The sequence below is a fragment of the Cronbergia sp. UHCC 0137 genome (assembly GCF_034932285.1).
Classification (GTDB): Bacteria; Cyanobacteriota; Cyanobacteriia; order Cyanobacteriales; family Nostocaceae; genus Cronbergia.
Map to the genome: position 1 here is coordinate 128,211 of NZ_JAYGHC010000004.1, position 23,332 is coordinate 151,542.

21 protein-coding genes are annotated in these 23,332 nt (G+C 40.4%); 5 read left to right on the forward strand and 16 right to left on the reverse strand.

Annotated elements, in window-relative coordinates; genetic code table 11:
* The first annotated feature begins 185 nt into the window (after positions 1 to 185).
* Entirely contained in the window at positions 186 to 953 is a 768-nt protein-coding gene (locus VB711_RS03020; RefSeq protein ID WP_323284213.1) for a hypothetical protein, read from the forward strand.
* Here the strand turns inward: VB711_RS03020 and VB711_RS03025 are convergent.
* Entirely contained in the window at positions 950 to 2,383 is a 1,434-nt protein-coding gene (locus tag VB711_RS03025) for an MATE family efflux transporter (protein WP_323284214.1), read from the reverse strand. The genes VB711_RS03020 and VB711_RS03025 overlap by 4 nt on opposite strands.
* 174 nt (positions 2,384 to 2,557) lie before the next feature.
* Entirely contained in the window at positions 2,558 to 3,787 is a 1,230-nt protein-coding gene (gene glp / locus VB711_RS03030) for a gephyrin-like molybdotransferase Glp (protein ID WP_323284215.1), read from the reverse strand.
* A gap of 905 nt (positions 3,788 to 4,692) precedes the next feature.
* On the opposite strand from glp, the gene ndhD1 reads away from it, so the two are divergent.
* Positions 4,693 to 6,261, forward strand: coding sequence for a photosynthetic/respiratory NAD(P)H-quinone oxidoreductase subunit D1 (ndhD1, locus tag VB711_RS03035; protein WP_323284264.1), 1,569 nt, complete (start codon positions 4,693 to 4,695; stop codon positions 6,259 to 6,261).
* A gap of 216 nt (positions 6,262 to 6,477) precedes the next feature.
* Here the strand turns inward: ndhD1 and VB711_RS03040 are convergent, their stop codons facing one another.
* From VB711_RS03040 to VB711_RS03050, 3 genes are all read right to left on the reverse strand, one after another.
* The gene (locus tag VB711_RS03040) at positions 6,478 to 6,864 is read right to left on the reverse strand and encodes a phage holin family protein (protein ID WP_323284265.1); all 387 of its coding nucleotides are present in this window, start codon (positions 6,862 to 6,864) and stop codon (positions 6,478 to 6,480) included.
* 308 nt (positions 6,865 to 7,172) lie between these two features.
* Positions 7,173 to 7,499: a 2Fe-2S iron-sulfur cluster-binding protein gene (locus tag VB711_RS03045; RefSeq protein WP_323284216.1), complete on the reverse strand. Its 327-nt coding sequence runs from the start codon at positions 7,497 to 7,499 to the stop codon at positions 7,173 to 7,175.
* Between the two features lie 113 nt (positions 7,500 to 7,612).
* On the reverse strand, positions 7,613 to 9,772 hold the full coding sequence (locus VB711_RS03050; RefSeq protein ID WP_323284217.1) for a Tex family protein: 2,160 nt from the start codon (positions 9,770 to 9,772) through the stop codon (positions 7,613 to 7,615).
* A 267-nt stretch (positions 9,773 to 10,039) separates the two neighbouring features.
* Between VB711_RS03050 and VB711_RS03055 the strand changes: the two genes are divergently transcribed.
* Positions 10,040 to 10,276, forward strand: coding sequence for a hypothetical protein (locus VB711_RS03055; RefSeq protein ID WP_323284218.1), 237 nt, complete (start codon positions 10,040 to 10,042; stop codon positions 10,274 to 10,276).
* Between the two features lie 48 nt (positions 10,277 to 10,324).
* Here VB711_RS03055 and VB711_RS03060 read toward each other — a convergent pair whose 3' ends face one another.
* The 4 genes from VB711_RS03060 to VB711_RS03075 form a co-directional block, all read right to left on the reverse strand.
* Positions 10,325 to 11,281: an NAD(P)-dependent oxidoreductase gene (locus VB711_RS03060; protein ID WP_323284219.1), complete on the reverse strand. Its 957-nt coding sequence runs from the start codon at positions 11,279 to 11,281 to the stop codon at positions 10,325 to 10,327.
* Between the two features lie 122 nt (positions 11,282 to 11,403).
* Positions 11,404 to 12,456 carry a uroporphyrinogen decarboxylase gene (gene hemE, locus VB711_RS03065; RefSeq protein ID WP_323284220.1) on the reverse strand — a complete coding sequence of 351 codons (1,053 nt, stop codon included), beginning with the start codon at positions 12,454 to 12,456 and terminating at the stop codon, positions 11,404 to 11,406.
* 61 nt (positions 12,457 to 12,517) lie between these two features.
* Positions 12,518 to 12,931, reverse strand: coding sequence for a secondary thiamine-phosphate synthase enzyme YjbQ (locus tag VB711_RS03070; protein ID WP_323284221.1), 414 nt, complete (start codon positions 12,929 to 12,931; stop codon positions 12,518 to 12,520).
* A gap of 14 nt (positions 12,932 to 12,945) precedes the next feature.
* Entirely contained in the window at positions 12,946 to 14,028 is a 1,083-nt protein-coding gene (locus tag VB711_RS03075) for a glycosyl transferase (protein ID WP_323284222.1), read from the reverse strand.
* Positions 14,029 to 14,429: 401 nt separating this feature from the next.
* On the opposite strand from VB711_RS03075, the gene VB711_RS03080 reads away from it, so the two are divergent.
* Together VB711_RS03080 and VB711_RS03085 are read left to right on the forward strand one after the other, a co-directional pair.
* Complete coding sequence (locus tag VB711_RS03080; protein ID WP_323284223.1) at positions 14,430 to 15,263, forward strand: FecR family protein; 834 nt, start codon at positions 14,430 to 14,432, stop codon at positions 15,261 to 15,263.
* An 87-nt stretch (positions 15,264 to 15,350) separates the two neighbouring features.
* Entirely contained in the window at positions 15,351 to 18,194 is a 2,844-nt protein-coding gene (locus tag VB711_RS03085) for a zinc-dependent metalloprotease (protein ID WP_323284224.1), read from the forward strand.
* A 1-nt stretch (position 18,195) separates the two neighbouring features.
* Here the strand turns inward: VB711_RS03085 and prfA are convergent, their stop codons facing one another.
* The 7 genes from prfA to VB711_RS03120 form a co-directional block, all read right to left on the reverse strand.
* Entirely contained in the window at positions 18,196 to 19,290 is a 1,095-nt protein-coding gene (prfA, locus tag VB711_RS03090; RefSeq protein ID WP_323284225.1) for a peptide chain release factor 1, read from the reverse strand.
* 203 nt (positions 19,291 to 19,493) lie between these two features.
* On the reverse strand, positions 19,494 to 19,733 hold the full coding sequence (gene rpmE, locus VB711_RS03095) for a 50S ribosomal protein L31 (RefSeq protein ID WP_323284227.1): 240 nt from the start codon (positions 19,731 to 19,733) through the stop codon (positions 19,494 to 19,496).
* Positions 19,734 to 20,039: 306 nt separating this feature from the next.
* Complete coding sequence (gene rpsI / locus VB711_RS03100) at positions 20,040 to 20,459, reverse strand: 30S ribosomal protein S9 (RefSeq protein WP_323284228.1); 420 nt, start codon at positions 20,457 to 20,459, stop codon at positions 20,040 to 20,042.
* On the reverse strand, positions 20,459 to 20,917 hold the full coding sequence (rplM, locus tag VB711_RS03105) for a 50S ribosomal protein L13 (protein ID WP_323284229.1): 459 nt from the start codon (positions 20,915 to 20,917) through the stop codon (positions 20,459 to 20,461). The genes rpsI and rplM overlap by 1 nt, the downstream gene beginning before the upstream one ends.
* 27 nt (positions 20,918 to 20,944) lie before the next feature.
* Positions 20,945 to 21,778: a tRNA pseudouridine(38-40) synthase TruA gene (gene truA, locus VB711_RS03110; RefSeq protein WP_323284230.1), complete on the reverse strand. Its 834-nt coding sequence runs from the start codon at positions 21,776 to 21,778 to the stop codon at positions 20,945 to 20,947.
* 83 nt (positions 21,779 to 21,861) lie between these two features.
* The gene (rplQ, locus tag VB711_RS03115; RefSeq protein WP_323284231.1) at positions 21,862 to 22,212 is read right to left on the reverse strand and encodes a 50S ribosomal protein L17; all 351 of its coding nucleotides are present in this window, start codon (positions 22,210 to 22,212) and stop codon (positions 21,862 to 21,864) included.
* Positions 22,213 to 22,245: 33 nt separating this feature from the next.
* Positions 22,246 to 23,190, reverse strand: coding sequence for a DNA-directed RNA polymerase subunit alpha (locus tag VB711_RS03120; protein WP_323284232.1), 945 nt, complete (start codon positions 23,188 to 23,190; stop codon positions 22,246 to 22,248).
* Between the last annotated feature and the right edge of the window lie 142 nt (positions 23,191 to 23,332).

Sequence of the window (23,332 nt, forward strand, 5' to 3'; positions counted from 1 at the left end):
TTTTTGGTTTATTCAGCAAACCCTAATTATTGTGTTCATTTTGCTGGGGAGGCAACACTGATAACTAACAATCAAAATAAAAATTATTGGTTTGTCTCCTAAAAACTCCTGATTACAATTAACCCAAAAAAATACAGCAGATTTACTCCTGTTTTGCATTCACCCATTTTTTAAGATTAAAACAAATGTCTAACGCTAATCTTTCAGAAAAATTAACAAACTTTACGGCTTACCCACAGACAGAACAAGTTTGCCGAGATGAACTTAGTCAAGGTAGTCTTGACATTGATTCATTCAAGCAGAATCGTCAGCGTTGCTCTTTATCTAGCTGTCACGGTATGTGCTGTCATCATGGAACTCACGTCAATCAAGAAACTGCTGAAGTTATTCAAAGAGTCGTTGAAGAAGAAGCAGCGTTTTTTAAGTCTCTTGGTCTTGACTTACCCAATGAAGTAATTATCGATGATGAAGATTATGAAGACTTTCCGGTTGAAAAGTTGGAATGGAAAGGTCTTTGTTCGATTAAAAAAACAGCAGTAAAGGAGAAACATATTTCCAGTATTGTGAACGACTATCCAAGCCATTTCAAAAACACATCCTGTGTTTTTTTACTAGATGATTCTCGCTGCGGATTACAGGAGCTTTCCAAAGCAAAAGGATTACATCCCTGGCACTATAAACCATTCACCTGTTGGCTTTTCCCAATTCTGATTGCTCCAGGGGAGAATCAACCAGAAATAGTTTTACCCAGTCCCGAAACTGAACCTTGGTATTTTCCAGAGTATGGCTATGATGGTTTCTTCACAAAAGTGCTTTGTGGCAAACCTTCTGATTGTGGGCAACTAGGTTATATTTTGTTGCAGGAAGAACTGAAGTTTTTGTCAGAAATTGTGGGTCGAAACTTTGGGCAAGAAATTCAAGATGCGATCGCTGATTCTGCTAAGAGCGACTAAGAACCTGATTTTAATACAGGAGTTTGATCGTGAGTTAGAATTTTACTCCTGTCTGCCCCTTCTTCACCCCCGCTAGGTTGGATAATCTCAGAAGTTAAAAGGTAAAAACGATAGATTAAAAACAGTGTGGCTAGTGTGGTTCCTATGGTTAACCCTGACCACAAGCCTATAGAACCCCAATTGAAATGGAAGCAAAGCAGGTAGCCGCAAGTCATACCAACACACCACTGAAACAGGATGTTAATCAATAAAGGTAAGCGGGTGTCTTGGATGCCCAGCAGCGTCCCTAAAACAATTAGGTTAAGTCCCAAAGCTATGAGAAAAAGTGAGGCAATTCTCAACAAGGGGATTGCAGACCTGATTGCTAGGACATTATCTGAATTACTGGCATCTAAATAGATGGTGGCAATCTGCTCTGGAAATAGACATATAGCAACGGCAATCAGGCTCATTGCTGCTACACTAATGGCAATTGCTGCAAATCCTGCCCTCTTTGCACTCCTGGGGTCATTCTGACCGATCATTTGTCCGACTCTCGTCATGGCAGCGTAAGAGATCGCTGTCGGCACGATCAAAGATACTTCTAGAGTTTGCACGACAATTTCATTGGCTGCTAGCAAGGTTGTTCCCATGTAGCCACTCAGCAAGGCAATCAGGGTAAACAAGATCAATGAGGAGGCGTATTCCAATCCAAGGGGCCAGCCATTTTGCCAAAGTTCGGCAAATACATCTTTATTGAAATGTAGAGAAGCAAATAGTTTGTATTCTTTAAACCAAGGATGGAAACCAATTACGGCGGCAGCAGCTAGGAAATTCACCCAGTAGACAAAGGTTCCAGCCCAACCAATCCCCGCTAATCCTAGAGGTGGCAAGCCTAGATGACCAAAGATTAAAAGGTAGTTAACGAGAATATTCAGGGGAATACTAGTCAGAGCGATCGCACTAATAAGTTGGGGACGATTGACGGCAGTGGCAACCTCCTTAAGGATGAAGAACCCCACTGCCGCCGGGAAACTCCAAACAATGGCTTTTAAATAAGTATTAGCTAGGGCTACCGTGTTTTCCTCTTGACCCGATAGCATCAAAATCGAGTCCAGATGCCAAGTGAGCAACATCATTGGTAAAGACAGCGCAACCATCAGCCAGAGTCCTTGCGCGAAGATTTGGCGAATGCGCTCCGTGTTGCCGGCACCAAAGGCTTCAGCTGCTAGGGGACTGGCTCCTTCTAAAACCCCCATACAAATAAGAAGTAGGGTATAGAAGGTGATGACACCCAAAGCGCCGGCAGCGAGGGATTGAATGCCCAAAAATCCCATCATGACGGTATTTACAAAACCAACAGCCGCCTCTGCAAGCTGAATGCCCCCCAAAGGAACCGCTAAATTTAGGGTGGCAAAAACTTCTGATAGGAATTTTGATGGCGATCGCATTAAATCAACTACTCTAGGATTTATTGATAGAACTAAAATTATTTTACTGTAAGCATCAAGGCTATTTCATTGTAATTGAAGACAATACAGCAGGAGTCAGGAGAAAAACTGGCTTTGTGTATAGGGTTCAATTTAAATTCTGTACCTCATTGATCTGCAATCTGCTATAATGATTTAATACCTCAGTGCTAAAATCAAGACTTCTTGTTGGGGAGAAACTAAAGTTGTACCTACGGGTAATATGGCTAAGGCATTGGTTTGAGTTAAATTAATTAAGTTACCTGAACTGTGATTACCACCAGCTTGATGAAATTCGTAAACGCCATCAATTAAATGTAATTTGCCGCAGATATAGGTTTCCAGCTTACCATTAGATTTTAATTCGGAGCGCGATCGCACCTTCATCCACATCGGTTTATATCCCTCAGTAATTCCCGATAATCTTTTAATCGTCGGTTGCACAAATCGCCAAAAACTTACCAAAGCCGAAACCGGATTTCCTGGTAAACCAAAATAGAGTACATTGGGAAAAGTAGCAAAAGTTAGGGGTTTTCCTGGACGCATCTGCACAGCCCGAAAATGGATTTCTGCCCCCAAAGATGCCAAAATTCCATCAATATAGTCATAATCACCCACCGAAACCCCACCGGAAGATAGAACTAGATCAGCATGAGCGATCGCATACTGTATAATCTCTCCTAAGGCTTTAGGATCATCCTTGACAATTCCCAACATTAAAGGTTCTCCACCCAATTCTCGCACCAAAGCAGCCAAAGCCAACTGATTAGAATCAACAATTTGTCCCGGTTGTAAAGATTGTTCCGGCGTTACCAACTCATCACCAGTCGAAAAAATCGCCACCCGCAGACGACGGAAAACACTTAACTTATTACATTGGACTGCCCCTAAAACCGCAATTTCCGTTGCAGTTAAACGAGTACCCGACGGTAAAAGTTCATTTCCCCCTTGATAAAAATCACCTTGATGTCTAACAAACTCTTGGAATTGGGGTGCAGCCAGAATAAAAACCCGATTTTCTTCCCAGCGAGTTCTTTCCTGCATAACTACAGTATCCGCCCCTGCTGGCATTACCGCACCCGTAAAAATACGTGCTGCTTGTCCTGGTTGAATCGTAATCTTTGGTTGATATCCCGCAGGAATTTCTTCTACAACTTCTAAAATAATTGGATTTTCAGCCCTAGCTTCCTTCACATCACCATAACGCACCGCAAAACCATCCATAGCCGAATTATCCCAATGGGGAAAATCTAGCCTACTAATTACAGGATTTGCCAAAATGCGATTATGTCCATTCAATAAATCGACAACTTCAATATCCTGTTTTTGATCTAACGGTTGCAGTAAATTAAAAATTATAGCTTCCGCATCTTTTACTAGCAGCATAGTGATAATATAACAGCAAACAGTGAACTTTTATATAACTATTGTTAAATCACCCAAAAAACAATGCCCCAGAGCAGAAATTTCTCATCGAATTGGAACATCTAAAGAAACCAATTAGCACTCATATCTGAATCAGGATGGACAGGATGAGTAGAGAAATTTATATTTACATTTATATTTAAAATCAAATTTATGTATTTATGAGTTACGCATTGACAGAATCTATTAAATAAGCATTATCAATTCTATCTCTTGTAGGGTGTGGTTCGGCAAGCTCACCAACCACGTCAGACCCGATAATTGAGCATCTAACAGACTTCCTCTATCTGACGCACCGCACTAATATGGGATGACAAAAGCGTGAAACTAGGCAATTTCCTCCATACATATCATCTGCATTTTATACAGTATTGTAGGGTGGGCAATGCCCACCAAAACCCGCAGATTGTGGACAATGCCTACCCTACGTGTATGTTCAAAACTCAAATAGGAGTCCTATATCATCTGTATTTTGTACAGTGCGTAAGTCCTATATTCTTCTGCAATCTCCCTTTTAGCATTACCTAGCTTATCATCGAGGACATACTGTGGCAATTGATCAAACTAATAGTACAGATGGTGTATAATATCTAACTCATGAAAAAAATGATCTTGTAAATCCTGATGGTGACAAATTTCCTATTTAAAACAGATAGCATAATTGGTCAAATTCAGCTAATTAGCGGGCGGTTTACCTGCCAGATGCAAAATAAAAAGTGGTCTACTGGTACATCTGGGAAGGTGGGGTATTGCCAATTTAATTAAATCAACCTAACAATGAAGGGAAAATTGCTAAAAAGCTGTTAATTAATAACTAGCGACTTTTTCCCAAACATGATTTTAATTGTAAACTGATTGTGATGAATATAGCTAATTTTCCGTGGCTGACAACGATTATTCTGTTCCCAATAGCCGCGTCACTACTGCTTCCCTTCATCCCAGATAAAGACGGTAAAACAGTGCGCTGGTATTCCCTCGTCGTCGGGCTGATAGACTTTGCACTGATTGTTTATGTCTTTTACAATGGGTATGATTTCTCCAATCCCGATTTGCAGCTAGTAGAATCTTATCCCTGGGTTCCCCAACTGGGTTTGAACTGGTCAGTAGGGGCAGATGGCTTGTCCATGCCTCTGATTCTCTTAACTGGATTCATTACTACCTTAGCGATTTTAGCAGCTTGGCCTGTCACTCTCAAGCCGAAATTATTTTTCTTCTTAATTTTGGCCATGTATGGCGGTCAAATTGCCGTGTTCGCTGTCCAGGATATGCTGTTATTTTTTCTGGTGTGGGAACTGGAACTCGTACCGATATACTTCCTGCTGTCGATTTGGGGCGGTAAAAAACGGCAATATGCAGCTACCAAGTTTATTTTGTACACTGCAGGTGGGTCATTATTTATTTTATTGTCTGCCCTGACAATGGGATTTTATGGTGATACAGTTACCTTCGACATGACTGCATTGGGAGCAAAAGACTTTGCCCTCAATTTACAACTTTTACTCTATGCTGGCTTCCTGATAGCCTACGCTGTCAAGTTGCCCATCATTCCCCTTCATACCTGGCTTCCAGATGCCCACGGTGAAGCTACAGCGCCGGTGCATATGTTACTAGCTGGGATTCTCCTAAAAATGGGTGGCTACGCCTTAATTCGCATGAATGCCCAAATGCTACCAGATGCCCATGCCTATGTTGCCCCGGCATTAGTGGTTTTAGGAGTAGTAAATATTATCTACGCTGCCTTAACATCCTTTGCCCAGCGTAACTTGAAGCGAAAAATTGCCTACTCTTCTATTTCCCACATGGGATTTGTCCTTATTGGTATTGCCTCCTTCACCGATTTGGGATTAAGTGGGGCAATGTTACAAATGGTATCTCACGGGTTAATTGGGGCGAGTTTATTCTTCCTTGTCGGTGCAACCTATGACCGAACACACACCTTGATGTTAGATGAAATGGGTGGCGTTGGTAAAAGGATGCGGAAGATTTTCGCGATGTTCACTACCTGTTCAATGGCTTCTTTAGCATTACCAGGAATGAGTGGATTTGTAGCAGAATTAATGGTGTTTGTCGGTTTTGCCACTAGCGATGCTTACAACCCGACATTTAAAGTTATCGTAGTATTTTTGATGGCGGTTGGTGTAATTTTAACGCCAATTTATTTGCTGTCAATGTTGCGAGAAATTTTCTACGGACAAGAAAACGAAGAATTAGTTTCTCACCAAGCTTTGATAGATGCTGAACCCCGCGAAGTCTTTATTATTGCTTGTTTGTTAGTGCCAATTATTGGTATTGGTTTCTATCCTAAGTTACTAACTCAAATGTACGACGCTACAACTGTACAACTTACAGCCAGATTGCGTGATTCTGTGCCTACTTTAACAGCACAAAAAGAAGCACCAATAGTTTCTTTAAATGCACCAACAATTGGTAATTAGATAATTCTGGCGAGTTAGAGGGTGGGGTTTGTCCCTGCCCTTTTTTTGTATTAAACCACTCCAGTTAGTAGTTAGATTAAAGATCGATCATGGTACGTCTGTTCAAAGGGTTTTGTTTACAAATTTAGTTAACTAAATTACAAATTCTATATATAGTAGTAGGGGCAATTCATGAATTGCCTCTACTTGGTATTAGATGCTAACTCAATTCATCAATTAAGATTCAGTTTTGATGTTGCTGCTGCTTTGTAATTCAATATTCTTTTCAGCAAAGTATTTACTGAGAAAAGTATTACCTAACGATAGAACTACTGGACCCAAAAGAAAAGCGATAATTCCTTGAACTCTGAACCCAGGAACTAAAACTGAGGCTAACCAAAAGCAGATACCATTAACGATTAAGGAAAAACCACCTAATGTTAAAAATGTCAATGGTAAAGAAAGAGTTGAAATAATTGGTTTAACTGAACTATTAATTAAACCAATAACTACAGCCGCAATTAAAGCTGACGGAAAGTTGGCAATATTCACACCTGGAACTACTAAATCAACAATTAGCAAACTTAAAGCTGTAGCTAGTGCAATTAAAAAAGTTCCCCACATTGATGTTCCTGACATTTTTTTCACCTAAATAGCAATAATAGATATTTTGCAATCTCTCTTACTATCTTTATATTTAATGTTAGGCTTTCACATCTGTGAGAAGATAGAACTTATTTTCTACCGAAAGGATGATTTTAAAAAAGCTAATATATCTCAGGTTGGTTCGGGTTGCGGCTAATTATATTTTTACCGATAAACTAACCGTGGGGTAAGGGTTTAGCAGTGCTAAACCCCTACGATAAATGTAGCTTTACCGCCACACATATTTGGTATTTTCTGTCAATGGGTAACTCCTAATTACAATATTTTTACTCAGGTTTATAGTACAGTGAAGACTTATACAAAACTTGTTCTTGATGGGTTTCTAATACACAATCAGACAACGGATAACTAACGCAGGTAACAACATAACCCTCCTGTATTTCATGGGGACGCAGAAATTTTTGCTCACTTTGATCAACTTCTCCACTAATAAGTTTAGCAACACAAGCGGAACATTCCCCCTGTTTACACCCAGATGGTAGACGCATTTTCTTTTCTTCTGCTATGTCTAGAATATATTGATCATCTGGTATTTGAATGCTGGAATCTAATCCAAGTTTATCGTTAATAAATCGAACTTGATAAATAGCCATACCAATTTGTGATTTTGAATTATTTCTATTGAGACTTTTTCTCTTCTTCTAATTTTTCATCCTGACTCCTAGCCCTAATGAAAAGACTTTCTCATCAAACCTATGTAAAAAGTCTATTGCTTAACAGCTTTCATTGATAAAGCAATCCGCTTTAACTTCTCATTAATTTCCAATACCTGCACTTTCACAACCTGTCCTACTTTAACAATTTTATTAGCATCATCCACAAATCTATCAGCAAGTTGAGAAATATGCACTAACCCATCTTGATGTACACCAATATCTACAAATGCGCCAAAATTAGCGACATTGGTGACTATTCCTTCTAATTCCATACCTACTTGCAAATCTCTAATTTCTTTAATTCCTGCTTGAAAAGTTGCATACTTAAATTCAGCACGGGGATCTCTTCCTGGTTTTTCTAATTCGCTGAGTATATCCCGTAGAGTGGGTTCACCAATGGTATCAGTAACGTATTTTTTCAGATTGGTCTTTTTGAGTTTTTCGGCAATTTCTGTAACTTGATTTAATGGTACACCTAAATCGGCAGCGATCGCTCTCACCAAAGCATAACTTTCTGGATGGACTGCGGTATTATCTAAGGGGTTTTCACCATCACGAATCCTCAAAAAACCCGCCGCTTGTTCAAAGGCTTTCGGACCCAGTTTCGCTACTTTCAACAGTTGACGACGATTTTTAAACGCGCCATTTTCGTTGCGATAAGCAATAATATTATTAGCAATTGTTGGTGTAATTCCTGAAACGAAAGTCAGCAGTTCTTTAGAAGCCGTATTTAAATCCACACCTACATAGTTAACACAACTTTCGACGGTTTCATCTAATTTCTTTTTCAGCAACTTTTGATCAACATCATGTTGATATTGTCCCACTCCAATGGATTTAGGATCAATTTTCACCAATTCCGCCAAAGGATCTTGTAATCTGCGGCCAATACTAATTGCACCACGGACAGTAATATCTAAATCAGGAAACTCTTCTAATGCAACTTTACTCGCAGAATAGATAGACGCACCGGATTCATTTACCATCACTTTAATAGGTTGACGTTCCATTTTTTGCAACACTTCCACCACAAATTCATCTGTCTCACGGGAAGCTGTACCGTTACCAATGGCGATTAATTCAACCTGATATTTTTCAATTAAATTCTTGATAGTTTGTGCTGCTTTTTGGCGTTGTTCAACTGCTTGGTGAGGAAACACCGCTTGATATTCTAAAAATTGACCTGTTTGGTCGAGTACGGCTACCTTACAGCCTGTTCTAAAACCGGGATCTAATGCTAAAGTCGGTTTCATTCCTGCTGGTGCAGATAGCAATAATTCCCGTAAATTTGTTTCAAAGGTTTTGATAGATTCAATATCGGCAAAATTTTTAATTTCCGTAATTACTTCGCCTAGCAAAGAATTTTTCATTAACCGATTAAAGGCATCTTTCAACATCACTTGATAAAAATTTCGCAGATTAGCAACTTTGGTTTTAATTTCTTGAGATGCTAAATAAGAAAGTACAAAATCTTCATCAAAACTAATTTCAAAATTTAATATTTTTTCTGCTTCTCCTCGACACAAAGCCAGCATATTATGAGGGGCGATATTTGTTACTTTATTTTCATATTTACGGTACATTTCAAATTTAGTTGTACCTTCGGGATATTCATCTTTAATTCGAGAAACAAACACGCCTGTTTCTAAAAAATAATCCCGTAAATAGGCGCGTAAATCAGCTTTTTCAGCTACTTCTTCCGCCAAAATATCCGCAGCACCTTTGAGTGCTTCCTCTGGTGTTTTTACCCCTTGGGTCTCCGATACATATTTTGCGGCTTCCTCTTCTAGCACAACAGAAACAGCATTACTAATATTCAGAGATTTAATTAAAGCTGCTAGGGGTTCTAAACCTTTCTCTCTAGCGAGAGTGGCGCGGGTGCGACGCTTTTGTTTATATGGTAAGTATAAATCCTCAAGTTCTGTTTTTTGTAAACAGGAGGTGATTTTTGCTTGTAGTTCTTCAGTTAGTTTACCTTGTTGAGCGATCGCACTCACAATTACTGTCTTTCTTTCTTCTAATTCTGTTAAATAAGTATATCTATCAGCTAAATCACGCAATTGTACTTCATTCATTTCCTCAGTACGTTCTTTGCGGTAACGCGCAATAAAGGGAATTGTCGCACCTTCCCCTAACAGTTCTAGCGCATTTTCTACTTGATACAGTTTCAGATTTAGTTCGGTTGCGAGTAGTTGAGGAATGTTCAGCATGGTCGGTTTAAGTTTAAAATATTACTCCTAGTGGTCTGTCAAATTGACGGTTAAAGAGGAAATGAACCGCAAAGGACGCAAAGAGCGCGAAAAAAGAAGGAAGAAGGAAGAAGGAAGATATATCAAATCATCACACAATTTGAATTTGCCATTTTGACATCTATAAACTATTGTAAATGAAATCTACTTAGGTGTAGACTAGAATACGCTCATAAAATACAGTTTGAGTCTGCTCATATCGAACTTTTAGCTCAGGATTTTAGTACAATGCCTTTGTTTTTTCTGATTCCCCTATGTACTGGTTTAATAACTGGCTATATTTTTCAAAAAAACACTGATGAAATTGCTTGTATTGCAGGTGTGTTCAAAGCAGTCAGTTTTATTCTCAGTTTAGTTTTAGCACCTTGGCAAATCCAGTTTATACTGTTGATATTTGTCCTCTTCGTTACTAAGAAAATATTGCGAGATGAAGAATTTCCACAAACTGATGGTAGAAGAAAATAGTGTATTCAAAAGTGCTATTATAAATCAACTACAATCCAATCAAAATTTTCATTTCCCTTTTTTTACACCACTAATTTTTAAAACGTCGCTCATGGTTACACAATAATTTGGTAAATCAAAATTGGCTGGGTTAATGGGGTTAGCATAGCTGAAATGGGGATATTTCATGCAAAATCTATCCCATGCAGCCATTTGAATGCGGAATAAAGTAATAATAATATTGGCTAAGGTTATAGATAGGGGAATGCGGAAGTAAATCTTTTTATTGAAGTAGGTACAAACTTCTTCTATGGCTTGATTAACTGTTAACTTAGATTGACCTAAAACAAATCGACGTTGTTTTTCTGTTTGGGGTGGATTCTCGATTAAATATTTGATCACCGTGGCTATATCTTGCCCGTGAATAAAGTGAAAACTACCATCTGCTTGTAAAAATCGAATTATATTGATGAATTTAGTAACTTCTGGGATTCCTGATGTAAGATGAGAATAGGGTTTTGTCTGATCTCCACCTAACACTAAAGTAGGAAAAACCGTAGTAATTTTAGGAAAAATAGCTAATTTTTCGATTTTATGTAAACAATCATATTTAGAACGAATATAGTCTGTACCTATTTCTCCGGCTTCTTTTAGTGGTTGGTTGTCATAATTTAAAACACTGGCTGTAGAAAAATAAATCACTTGTTGACATCTTTGGGGATCTAACAAGCTCATTAATTCTATAGTTTTGAAGACGTTAATATCAAAAATACCTTCACCACCCCAAGAAGTGGCTGTTAAAACTGCGGTGTCGATAGTTTTGAGTAAATTAGATAACTTACTAATTTCTTGCATATCACCCTCTAAGACGGTGATTCCTGGACGTGTTTGCAGATCAAGTTGCAGTTTTTTAGGGTTTCTAACTAATAAATACAATTCGTGATCTGTTTCTTGAATTAAAGTTTCGCTAATATAGTGACCGATACAGCCACTTGCACCTGTGATTAAAATCCGTTTTTTAGCCATGAGAAAATGTCAGAATCAGGATGTCCAGGATTAAAGGATTTACAGGATTAAAACACAATACAGTTCAGTTAAGAATTTGTTATTCTGTGTTGTCAAGGTAGGCAAAAAGCCCACCTTGCAAATTATACTAAAATACTCAGTTGTTTGGCGGTTTCAAAGAAGAAAGCAACATTTTCTTCTGGTGTTTCAGGAAGGACACCATGACCAAGATTGAGGATATGTCCCCAATTGCCGGCTTTGCGGACGGTATCGTGAATACGATCGCGAATAAATTCCTTTGAGCCAAATAATACACCAGGGTCAAGATTCCCCTGTACTTTCACGTACTTACCTAATCTGGTTCTGGCATCTGCCATATCCACTGTCCAGTCTATAGTAATGATATCTGCACCAGAAGTAGCCATTCTTTCCAAAAGTCCCGCGCTACCTGTCACCAACAAAATCAATGGTGTGTTAGGGTGGGTGGCTTTCACTTTCTCAAACACCATTTTTTGATAAGGTAGGGCAAAGGTATCATAATCTTGGGGGCTTAATTGTCCTGCCCAAGAGTCGAACATTTGCACAACTTGAGCGCCACAGTCAATTTGATAGCGCATATAAACAGCGATCGCATCGGCTAATTTAGTTAATAATTGATGCAATATAGCTGGATCTGTGAACGCCATATTTTTGATAATCGAATAGGTTTTAGAACCCTTCCCTTCCACCGCATAAGCCGCTAAAGTCCAAGGCGCGCCCACAAAACCTAATACAGTTGATTTATCCCCTACTTCTTGCCGTAATGCCCCCAAAATCGTTTTAATAAAGGGTAAAGTCGATTCTGGTTCTAGGGGACGAAGTTGATCAATTTGTGCCTGAGTGCGAATCGGGGAGTAAATGATTGGACCCTTACCTTCAGCAATATCCATGTCAATCCCCAAACCAGGTAAAGGGGTGACAATATCAGAAAATAAAATTACTCCGTCCGGTTGAAAAGCCCTCCAGGGTTGCAAAGAAACCTCAATTGCTACTTCGGGAATTTCCGAGCGATCGCGAAAGGAAGGATATTTTTCCCTTAAATCACGATATGCTTTCATATATCGTCCCGCTTGTCGCATCATCCATACGGGGGGACGATCTACTATTTCACCACTAGCAGCCCGGAGGAGGAGAGGAGTCGTTGAGGAAACACCCATTTAACAGTTCATCCTAATTGATTTTTTATAGCCATTCCTTAGCTTATCATTGCTTGTTATCTTATCCAGAAATATGCACGACCAATTCCCTGACATGACTATGTTGGCGATGTTCCCAAACATATATACCTTGCCAAGTTCCTAAAACTAAATGACCACGATTAATAGGAATACTTTCACAGGTGCTAGTCAATACTGTACGGATATGTCCTGGCATATCATCAGCACCTTCGGCATCATGGATATATTTGGCTGATTCTGGAACAAGTTTATCCATAAAATTCGCTAAATCCACCAGCACATCAGGATCAGCGTTTTCCTGAATCACTAAACTGGCTGAGGTGTGGCGCAAAAATAAAGTACAAAGTCCCGTTTCTACACCTGATTCTGTCACAATTGCTGCCAGTTTGGTCGTAATATTATGGAAGGATTTGCCAGTGGTGGAAACTTTAAGTAATGTTTGGTAATGAGTCATGGGAAATTGCTTACTTAGATGGACTGCAAATAATTTATCACCGCTTTAGCAATAGTTTCATTCCCATCTTTACCGATTCCTTGCTTTTGCTGTGGTGGTTGGGGTAATTGATGGAGAAATTCCCAATTTCCTTCAAAAAACTCGGTGGGTGTGATAATCTGATGATGGTTGTAATCACTAATCCCCTCTAACAAAAACTTCGCTTCAGCAAAGTCATCACGGGGAATCGTCACCATCGGTACTTCCAATATACTAGCTTCTGCAAAAGTCCCGTAACCAGGTTTAGAAACTACCCGTCCACAAACAGGCATAAAATCTATAGGACGATATTTATTGTTGGTAATTTTGATTAGGTTCGGTAATTCCGGTGCAGATTTGTCAAAACTAATAAATTGCCAATCAGGAAAATTACTCAAATTATGATATGGGATTTGCTGTAAACCCAACCCACCAAAGGATAGTAAAATCGTTTTATCTTGCTGTGCAGTTATTCCCCAAGTAGCACGTATTTCTTCACTAGGATATTTGGGAATACCACCAGTGAGTCCAACATCCGTGATATTGGGGAAAGATGACATCGGTTCATGAAAGGGAAGACGAAATAAAAGATTACAATCAGCATACCACCCACTAATCCAATCAGCAATCTCGATAAATTCCCCTCCCCAATCTCGGTAAATAAAATCCCAACCAAAATTACTCAACATCCAACAGGGAATATCCGCAGCTTTGGCAAACCCACAGGCTAAAAAAGGAATATCTGCCAAAATTAAATTAACACGATTTTGGCGGATAAAGCTGACTTCTGAGGCAATTAGAGGATTTTGGTTTTTTTGAATCTCCCGCAACCTTGACAAAGTAGCTGCTTTATCCATTGTTAAGCTATCAGCTTGGATCACACCTAAATCAAATGCCCGTTGGCGTAAAATAAAATCACCCTCTATATAAGATTCCAGCAACCACCGGGGTGCAGTAGTGACTAAAATCAACAAAATTTCTGGACACAACTTTTGAATAGTGTTGACTATTGAGGCTGTGCGCGTACTATGACCAAAGCCGTGATTGGTGATAGCAACGTATAAAATTGGGCGTACCATAAACGGAAAAATAATTGAATATAGATGGTGTATGTTCTATTGTTGCGTAGCTGCTAAATCCTTAGAGACTTCCAAATAAAAAAATATCCCAAAATTTCTTGTGGTGCAGGCATCTTGCCTGCTAATAATACAAGAACGGGCAGGATGCCCATCCCACAAGATTAGATCATCTTTTCTGTGGACTTCTCTTACCTACAGAATCAAATTATTAAGCCGTGTTGAGTATAGATGAAATCAGGTGCGTCAGAAACTTAAAATCAATGATTTTAGCCTAAATTATTCTGTCTGACGCACCCTACAGATTACAAAATATCCGAAAAATTAATAACTAGCAACTTGAGTTAATAGGCAAAGACTGATAACTACTACAGGTATATTAGAATATAGTATATGGAAAGAAGATGAAAAATTTGTGGACTTGTAACTTGACCTTACTACTTGTGGGTCTAGTTAGCACCCTTCAGGCCTCTGCCGCAAATAACCAATTACAAGTTAAAGTTAATCGCTGGATAGAGGTGCGTCGTGCCGTCGGCCAGGTGCGGTATTTGCGGGGGCAAACATCTAAACCAGCTAGTAGGGGAATGCGACTGCAAGCAGTTGGAGAAGGAATTAGCACCGGACGAGGTTCTAGTGCAGTTCTGGCGATTGATGTAGGCACTGGCTTTATTAATATATCTGAAAATACACAATTAATTATCAGTAAACTCCAGACAGGAAGGGGTGGCGCACGAATAACTGAACTGCAGGTAAAAAATGGCCAAGTTCGTCTGCAAATTCGTCCATTAACTAATTCTTCCTCTCGAATAGAAATTCACACCCCCGCAGGAGTGGCAGGAGTAAGAGGGACTCTGTTTGGTGTAAGTGTCAAAGAAAGTGGAATCACGGGTGTGGCAACTAAGGAGGGTGGGGTGGCTACTATTGCCCAAGGAAAGACAATTTTAGTCAATGCTAATTACCAAAATCTTACCATTCCGGGAGAACCTCCTTCTGATCCAGTTCCGTTAAGGGAAGATACTCGTTTAAATATTAGTGAATTGGTCGCTAATGGTAGTCAGGTTCGCATTGTGGGTACTGTTGATTCGGTGAATTTACTAATGATTGCCAAACAACAGCAGAAAATTGATTTCCGTGGAAAATTCGATGTTACTGTTCCTTTGCCTCCTAACCGCAAAGTAGAAGCTGTTGTCGTGACTCCGTTAGGAAGAAAGCAACTATATCAATTAGCTGTTCCTTAGTCGCACCTGGGATTTTACTGGAGAATTTGCTAGAAAGAAGTAAGTATTCGTTAATAATACCAGGAATATTGATCAGGGGCGCTTGGGATGAAGAGATTGATCTTTTTTATGATTCTGTTACATGGTTTTATTTTGGCGATAAAACCGGCAAAGGCTCAATTAATACCGAATAATCAGCTAAATTTGGGAGGATTTACAGATCAATCCCAGCTAGGATCATCGCAAGTTTGGGTAATTAATCAGAATCGACAGATTGAGAGGCAAGCTTTTATCTGGGTAGTTAAAGACCGATTTACAGGGGGACAGCAGCCATTTTTGCAAGTTGCCAATAATCAGAATAAACAAGGAAAAAACCCAGCTTATAGTAGAAGACTTGCAGAGAATGAAGATTTAGATTCTTTCACAGATGTTGTGGAAAATACTAAAAAGCTGGAGGGTTTATTTACTCTTTATCGTCATCAAGAGAAGAATAAAATATATTTAGAAATTAAACCTGAACAGTTGCAAAAAAATTATTTAACTACGGCTACTTTAGAATCAGGGATTGGGGAACGGGGTATTTATAGCGGTATGCCTCTGCAAGATTTTTTGTTTTATTTCCAAAGGATAGATAATAATTTAAACTTTGTAGTTCGGAATGTAAATTTTCGGACTCGTGACAGAGACCCCCAAGTGCGATCGCTCGTCCGTTCTTTTAGTGATTCGGTACTTTATTCTATTCCAATTAAAAGCATTCATCCCGAACGAAAAACTATTTTAATTGAGTTAAATGACTTGCTTCTTAGTGATTTAACCGGACTATATGCAAGTTTAGGACTAAGGGCAAACCCAGAACAAAATTATTTTGGTAATGCTCAAGTTTTTCCGGGAAATTTAGAAATTGAATCGGTTTTCAATGTTAATAACAATAATGCTAATCAAGAAAATCAAGATCATAATTTTGGCGTTTTAGCCGACAATCGTGCCTTTACTCTGCGCGTTCATTATAGCATTTCCCAACTACCACAAAATAATTATCGTCCGCGTTTAGCTAATGAACAAGTAGGTTATTTTATCACGGCTTATCAAGATTTATCTATTAGCGATCGCAATGATACTTTTGTCCGTTATATTAATCGCTGGCATCTAGAAAAACAGGACCCCACAGCCGAAATTTCACCCCCTAAAAAGCCCATTGTCTTCTGGATTGATAATGCAGTACCTTTTGCCTACCGCGATGCCATTAAAGAAGGTGTATTAATGTGGAATCAAGCATTTTTAAAGGCGGGTTTTAAAAATGCTATTCAAGTCCAACAAATGCCAGATCATGCTACCTGGAATCCAGCAGATATTCGCTACAATACAATTCGTTGGATTAACACAGTTGATGGATATTTTGCTATGGGACCATCCCGTGTTAATCCCCTAACTGGAGAAATTTTAGATGCTGACATTCTGGTTGATGCCAGCTTTGTGCGAGCATTAAAAAACGAATATACTAAAATTGTCCAACCTCATCAAACAAAAGCGCGAACTTCTTTATCAGCATTTATGCAAAATCGTTTGCTTTGCGCTAAAGATCAGAAAACTCCAGCTAATTTTTTAGGTAAATTATCTCAACTAGCAAGAGAGTACGATTTATGCTATTCTATCGAAGCTGCTAATCAGTTTGCCTATGGCTCTTTAGCAATGTCATTATTATCAAATACTACCCCCAATAAACAGCAAATTGAAGATTACACCAATCAATATTTACGTTTAATTATTGCTCACGAAGTTGGTCATACTTTGGGTTTACGTCACAATTTCCGTGGTAGCACTCTCCTCGCACCCGAAGAAATGAACAATCCTGAAATCACTCGCACTAAAGGTTTAACAACATCGGTAATGGACTATATTTCTCCTAATATTGCCCCCCAAGGCACACAACAAGGAGATTATTTCCCCACCAAGGTGGGAAGTTATGATCAATGGGCAATTCAGTATGGTTATACCCCTATTCATAGCATGAGTATCATCGGGGAAAAACCATTTTTAGAGAAAATTGCCAGCCAATCTGAACAGCCAGAATTAAGTTATTCACCTGATGAGGATCTTTCTGATAGTGACCCAACTGCGGCTGCTTGGGATAATAGTAGTAATGTGTTAGTTTATTCTCAATGGCAATTGAATAACTCCCGTGTGATGTGGGAGCGTTTAAATAAAGGTTATCCTAAGTTTGGTGAGAGTTACAGCGATTTAAGTGAAAGATTTGGAACTATATTGAATAATTATTTGCAGCAGTTATACTTTACCAGCAAATACATTGGTGGACAGTCTTTTTACCGAGTTTATCCCCATAAAGACAAAGGACGATTACCATTTGTAGCAGTACCAATAGAACAGCAAAGACAGGCATTAACAACGCTGCAAAACTATGTTTTTGCCGAAGATGCCCTGAAATTTCCACCGGAATTACTGAATAAACTAGCACCTTCTCGTTGGCGACATTGGGGAATTACGGCTAAAGAAGGACGCTTAGATTACCCAATTCACGATTTGGTTTTGTCTGTACAGAGTTTAGTTTTACGTGATTTGTTTTCTAGCGATCGCCTTTCCCGTCTCAAGGATATTGAACTCAAATCAGAATCAGGCAAAGTGCTGAGTTTACCTGAATTATTTAATACCCTCCAAAATGGCATTTGGACAGAAATTCTCCAACCAAAAGGTCAGGTGAAAATTTCCAGTTTACGCCGAGGCCTACAACGAGAACATCTCAACATCTTGATGGGCATGGTATTACGAACAGAAGAAGTTCCAGAAGATGCCCGTACCCTAGCCTGGTATAAACTTGGTCAATTAAATCAGCAACTTAAAAAAGTAACTTCCCAAGATGAATATACCAAAGCCCATTTAGCGGAAACGAGCGATCGCATTAACAAAACCCTAAATGCACCATTGCAGGGAAATTAACTTATCCTTGGGCAGAAGCCAACTCCGCCAACCGTTCCTGCTGATCTTGAGATATACAAGATTGGATTACAGTTTCCAAATCCCCTTCTAAAACCGGAGTTAAAGAATAGTTTTGTCCCAAACGGTGGTCAGTAACTCGATTGTCTTTATAGTTATAGGTACGAATTTTTTCCGAACGGGAACCAGTCCCCACTTGCGATCGCCGTAAATCAGTTACAGACTCCTGTTGTTCCCGTAACTTCATCTCATACAACTTCGCCCGGAGAATTTGCATCGCCCGTTCTTTATTTTGTAACTGACTCCGTTCTTCCGTACAGAAAATTCTGATCCCCGTTGGTTTGTGGTACAAATCGGCTGCTGTCTCCACCTTGTTCACGTTTTGTCCACCAGCACCACCAGAACGCGCCGTACTCATTTCAATATCTTTTGGGTCAATGTGAATTTCTACCTCATCCACCTCTGGCATAATTGCCACTGTAGCAGTTGAAGTATGTACCCTTCCCCCAGCTTCCGTTGCGGGAACTCGTTGCACACGATGGACACCAGCTTCAAATTTCAATTGACTATAAACACTATCGCCTTGAATTTCCAGAATTACTTCTTTAAAGCCGCCCATTTCCCCCAGGGACTCACTCACCAACTTCACCTTCCAACCCTGAGTATCCGAATAGCGAGAGTACATTCGCAGCAAATCACCTGCCCAAATACTCGCTTCATCGCCACCAGTACCAGCCCGAATTTCCAACATGATATTTTTATCATCATTGGGGTCACGGGGTAACAGCAACACCTTCAATCGACTTTCCAGATATTCCAGTTTTTCTTCCAATTCATTCACTTCCAAAGCTGCCATTTCTCGCAACTCAGGATCGCTATTAGACTCTTTGACTATCTGACGCGCCCCAATTAATTCTTCCTGGGCAATTTTCCAAGTTTCATAGGTATTTACCACCTCCTCCAAAGAAGAACGAGACTTGGCAATTTTTTGATACTCATCAGGATTTCTAGCCGTATCAGGGTCAGCCAGCCGGCGTGTCAACTCATTAAAAGTTTGTTCAACAGATTTCAACTTCTCCAGCAGGTATGATTCAGCCATGATCAATAAAACTCCTTAAAACAACAAATTGGCTCAAGCATTAATAAGACCTACGCAAAAATTCTCTCCCACTCCTCTTCCTCTGTGTCCTCTGTGTCCTCTGTGGTTTGATATTCCGTATTCCGTAACTTGTGCGTAAGTCCTGATTAAATAAAAATCGACCCCGCATTGCTTTAGGGTCGTTAACAGCTACAGCCAATTCGCTACTTCTTCTTTGTGTCGCCAGTTTCTTGACTGCTGCTCATACCGTACTTACGGAGGAAGCGTTCAACTCGACCCTCAGCATCAATCATCTTCTGAGTACCGGTGTAAAAAGGGTGATTTCCAGACCAAACATCTACGTGTAGTTCGGGTTTGGTAGAGCCAACGGTCATCACAACTTGACCGTTGCAGTAGACCTTAGCCTCTGGATACCATTGGGGATGAATATCAGGTTTAGCCATTGTTCTTTGTGTGGTGAATCTAAAAAAAATTATATAGCAGGGATAAGGGAACAGGAAACTTAGAGGTTAAAACTCGGAATTTTGAGATTGGAACTCGGAATTTTGAGATTGGAACTCGAAACTTGGAGATTAAAACTCGAAACTTGGAGATCGGAACTCAAAACTTGGAGATCGGAACTCGAAACTTGGAGATTAAAACTCAAAATAGGTGAATCGTTACAGCAAAACCCCCACAGAACCAGAGTTTTTGATCATCTTGTGAAAATCCAAATTCCCACCATTCGAGCCTGGGTTTCCTGTAAATCCTTATCGCTTAGAGTATTGAGGTGCTTTCCGAGCTTTGTGTAAACCGTATTTTTTCCGTTCTTTGGCTCTAGGATCACGGGTTAGGTAGCCTTCGGTTTTTAACGGTGAACGATTTTCAGGGTCTAATTCACACAGGGCGCGGGCAACACCCAAGCGAATAGAATCTGCTTGTCCAGTCAATCCACCACCTTCTGCTTTGACCAAAATATCATATTCGTTTTCCAGCCCCAAGGTTTCCAAGGGTGCTTTAATCAGTCCCAGATAATTAGGATTGAATTGGAAATACAATACTCCATCCTTACCGTTAACTGTCAGTTTACCTTCACCTGGAACTAGCCGCACCCGTGCAACGGAGGATTTACGACGGCCTGTACCCCAGTAAACGGCACGGCCGCTATTGGCTTCTACTACTGATACCATTAGTTATCTTCTCCAGGAATTGTGTTAACTATTAGTTCTTTGGGTTTTTGGGCTGCATGGGGGTGAGTCGGACCGGCGTAAACTTTGAGTTTAGTAAACAACTGTCTACCTAAACTATTTTTAGGCAGCATCCCTTTAACAGCCTGTTCTAAAATTCTTTCTGGTAGGCGCTGTTGCAGCTTGGCGAAGGTTTCGGTCTTCATCCCACCAGGACGACCAGAATGGCGACGGTAGATTTTTTGGGTACGTTTTTTGCCTGTGACTGCTACTTTTTCAGCATTAATCACCACAACAAAATCACCTGTATCCAAATGGGGGGTATATTCGACTTTTCTTTTGCCTCTCAGCACCATAGCAATTTCTGTGGCTAGGCGGCCGAGGCGTTTATCGGTGGCATCTACGACGTACCACTCACGCTCAAGGGAGTCTTGAGGAGGAAGGTAAGTTTTACTACTCATGGGAGTTTAATTTGTTTAGTTGGTTGGTTAGAAATGGGGTGAAAAGACCAGATGGGGCATGGTGTCGTACCAGATATCTGGAGGAAAGGGAAAATCATCATAGCCGACTCGCAACAGGCATAAACCTTGAGGTGGTGCAGCATATTTGACTTTTTCTCGCTGTTGTTCTTGCCAAATTTCTTTGAAGTTAGCTAGAGACATTTGTTGAGAACCCACTTGTACTAGCATCCCTAACAACAGGCGCACCATGCCATATAAAAATCCATCTGCCTGAATTTCAATATGGATAAAAGGCCCATTGCGACGACAATCTGCTGCCTGTACCTCTACCCAGGAGTGCGATCGCTTTGAACCGGCACGATGAAAAGCTGCTAAATGATGTTTTCCCAAGAGAGGTGTCAGAGCAGCTTGGATTAAGGTTTCATCCAAGGGGGCATAATAATAATGCCAACTGAAGGGTTTTACAAACAAGTTTGGTCTATCTTCAGTATATATGGTGTAGCGATACCGTCGATAAGCTGCACTAAAGCGAGCGTGCCAACGGTCATTTACACCTGCTGAAGCTCTGATTAATATATCCGGGGGGAGGTAGCTGTTCAACACTGTAGACCATTTGTGAGCCGGGATTAAACCTGTGGCTTCAAAGTGGGCTACTTGAGCGGCTGCGTGTACTCCGGCATCAGTTCTTCCTGCTCCGTGTAGTGTAACGTGATACCCCAGAACAGCAGCGATCGCTGTTTCTATCTCTTCTTGGACAGTCCTCTGGGATGATTGCCTCTGCCAGCCATGAAAGCGAGTCCCTATGTACTGAATGACTAAGGCTACTCGATAACTGGGTGTAGGCTGGCGGTTTTCTGGCATATCAAGGGAACGGGGAATGGGGAACAGGGAATGGGGAACAGTATTATTTTTTCCTTCTGCCTCCTGCCTCCTGCCTCCTCCATCTACACCAGTTCAATAATCGCCATCTCCGCCCGATCGCCCCGACGGGGAACGGTATGCAGAATGCGAGTATAACCCCCTTGACGATTACCGTAACGAGTGGGGGCTTGCTCAAATAGAGCATGAACTAATGATTTATCAAAGATGTAGCCTAGAGCTTCCCGACGGGCTTCTAGAGAGCCATTTTTAGCTAGGGTAATCATCTTCTCCACTTCGCTCCGTAACACTTTCGCGCGGATTAAAGTGGTGGTGATTCGACCATGACGGATCAGTTCAGTGGTGAGCGATCGCAATAAAGCACGGCGCTGGTCGGCTGGTTTACTGAGTTTTTTAACTCGACAACGGTGACGCATAATCAGAAAGTATCAATGATGAACAATGGAAATTTAACTGTGCTTAGATCCTCTTTCTTGCGGTAAGGTAATACCTAAACGTCGTTGTAAAGCTTCAACTACCTCTTCCGCCGATTTCTGACCAAAGTTTTTAATTTCTAGTAGGTCTTCTTGGGTATAATCCAACAAGTCGGCCACAGAGTTAACCTGGGCGCGTTTGAGACAGTTATATGCCCGTACAGAAAGTTGTAACTCCTCAATGGGAATTTGAGCAGTCGGATCATCCGGCATATCTGAACCTGTATCTGTCGGTTCAAGGGAGATATCTTTCAACGGGTTGAATAAATCTACCAATATTGCCGCAGCAGATGATAATGCTTCTTGGGGCGAGATGCTGCCATTTGTCCATACTTCCAACAGCAGACGGTCTTTAAGTGAACCATCTCCACGGGCTTCTTCAACACTGTAGTTGACTTTCCGTACTGGCATAAATATCGAGTCAATTTGCAAGAAGTCTAAAGACGTTGCTTCTTCTCTTCCTCGCTCTACAGTGCGATAACCTTTCCCTCTCTCAATCCGAAATTCCATTTCCAGTTTGCCACCTTCGGCGATGGTAGCAACATACTGGGTCGGATCAATAACTTCTACTTCACTGGGTAAATCAAAATGCGCCGCAGTGATGATTGCTGGTCCATTTACGAGTAATCGACCAATCTGGGGTTGTGAGGAATAGTTTTTGAGAATGACTTCTTTCATTTTCATCAACATTTCCAGTACATCTTCCCTCACGCCCGGTACTGTAGCAAACTCATGGTTAACTCCAGCAATCCGTACTGCGGTTACTGCTGTCCCCTCTAGATTGGAAAGTAAAACTCGCCGCAACGCATTACCAACCGTTGTTCCTTGACCGCGTTCTAGAGGTTCGAGAACAAATTTACTGTAATGACTTCGACTTTCTTCTGTATTAGACTCTACACATTCAATTTGAAACTGCGCCACGGAGTAGCCTCCCTTTATAAAGGTGCTGCTAGAAGACAAATCTATTGCCTCTCGAATTTACTTGACTATTAACTTTGTGCTGGCTGTGAGATTCTAGAGATGGGGTCATCACTGAGTCCACAGGATTATACTGTCTAACTGA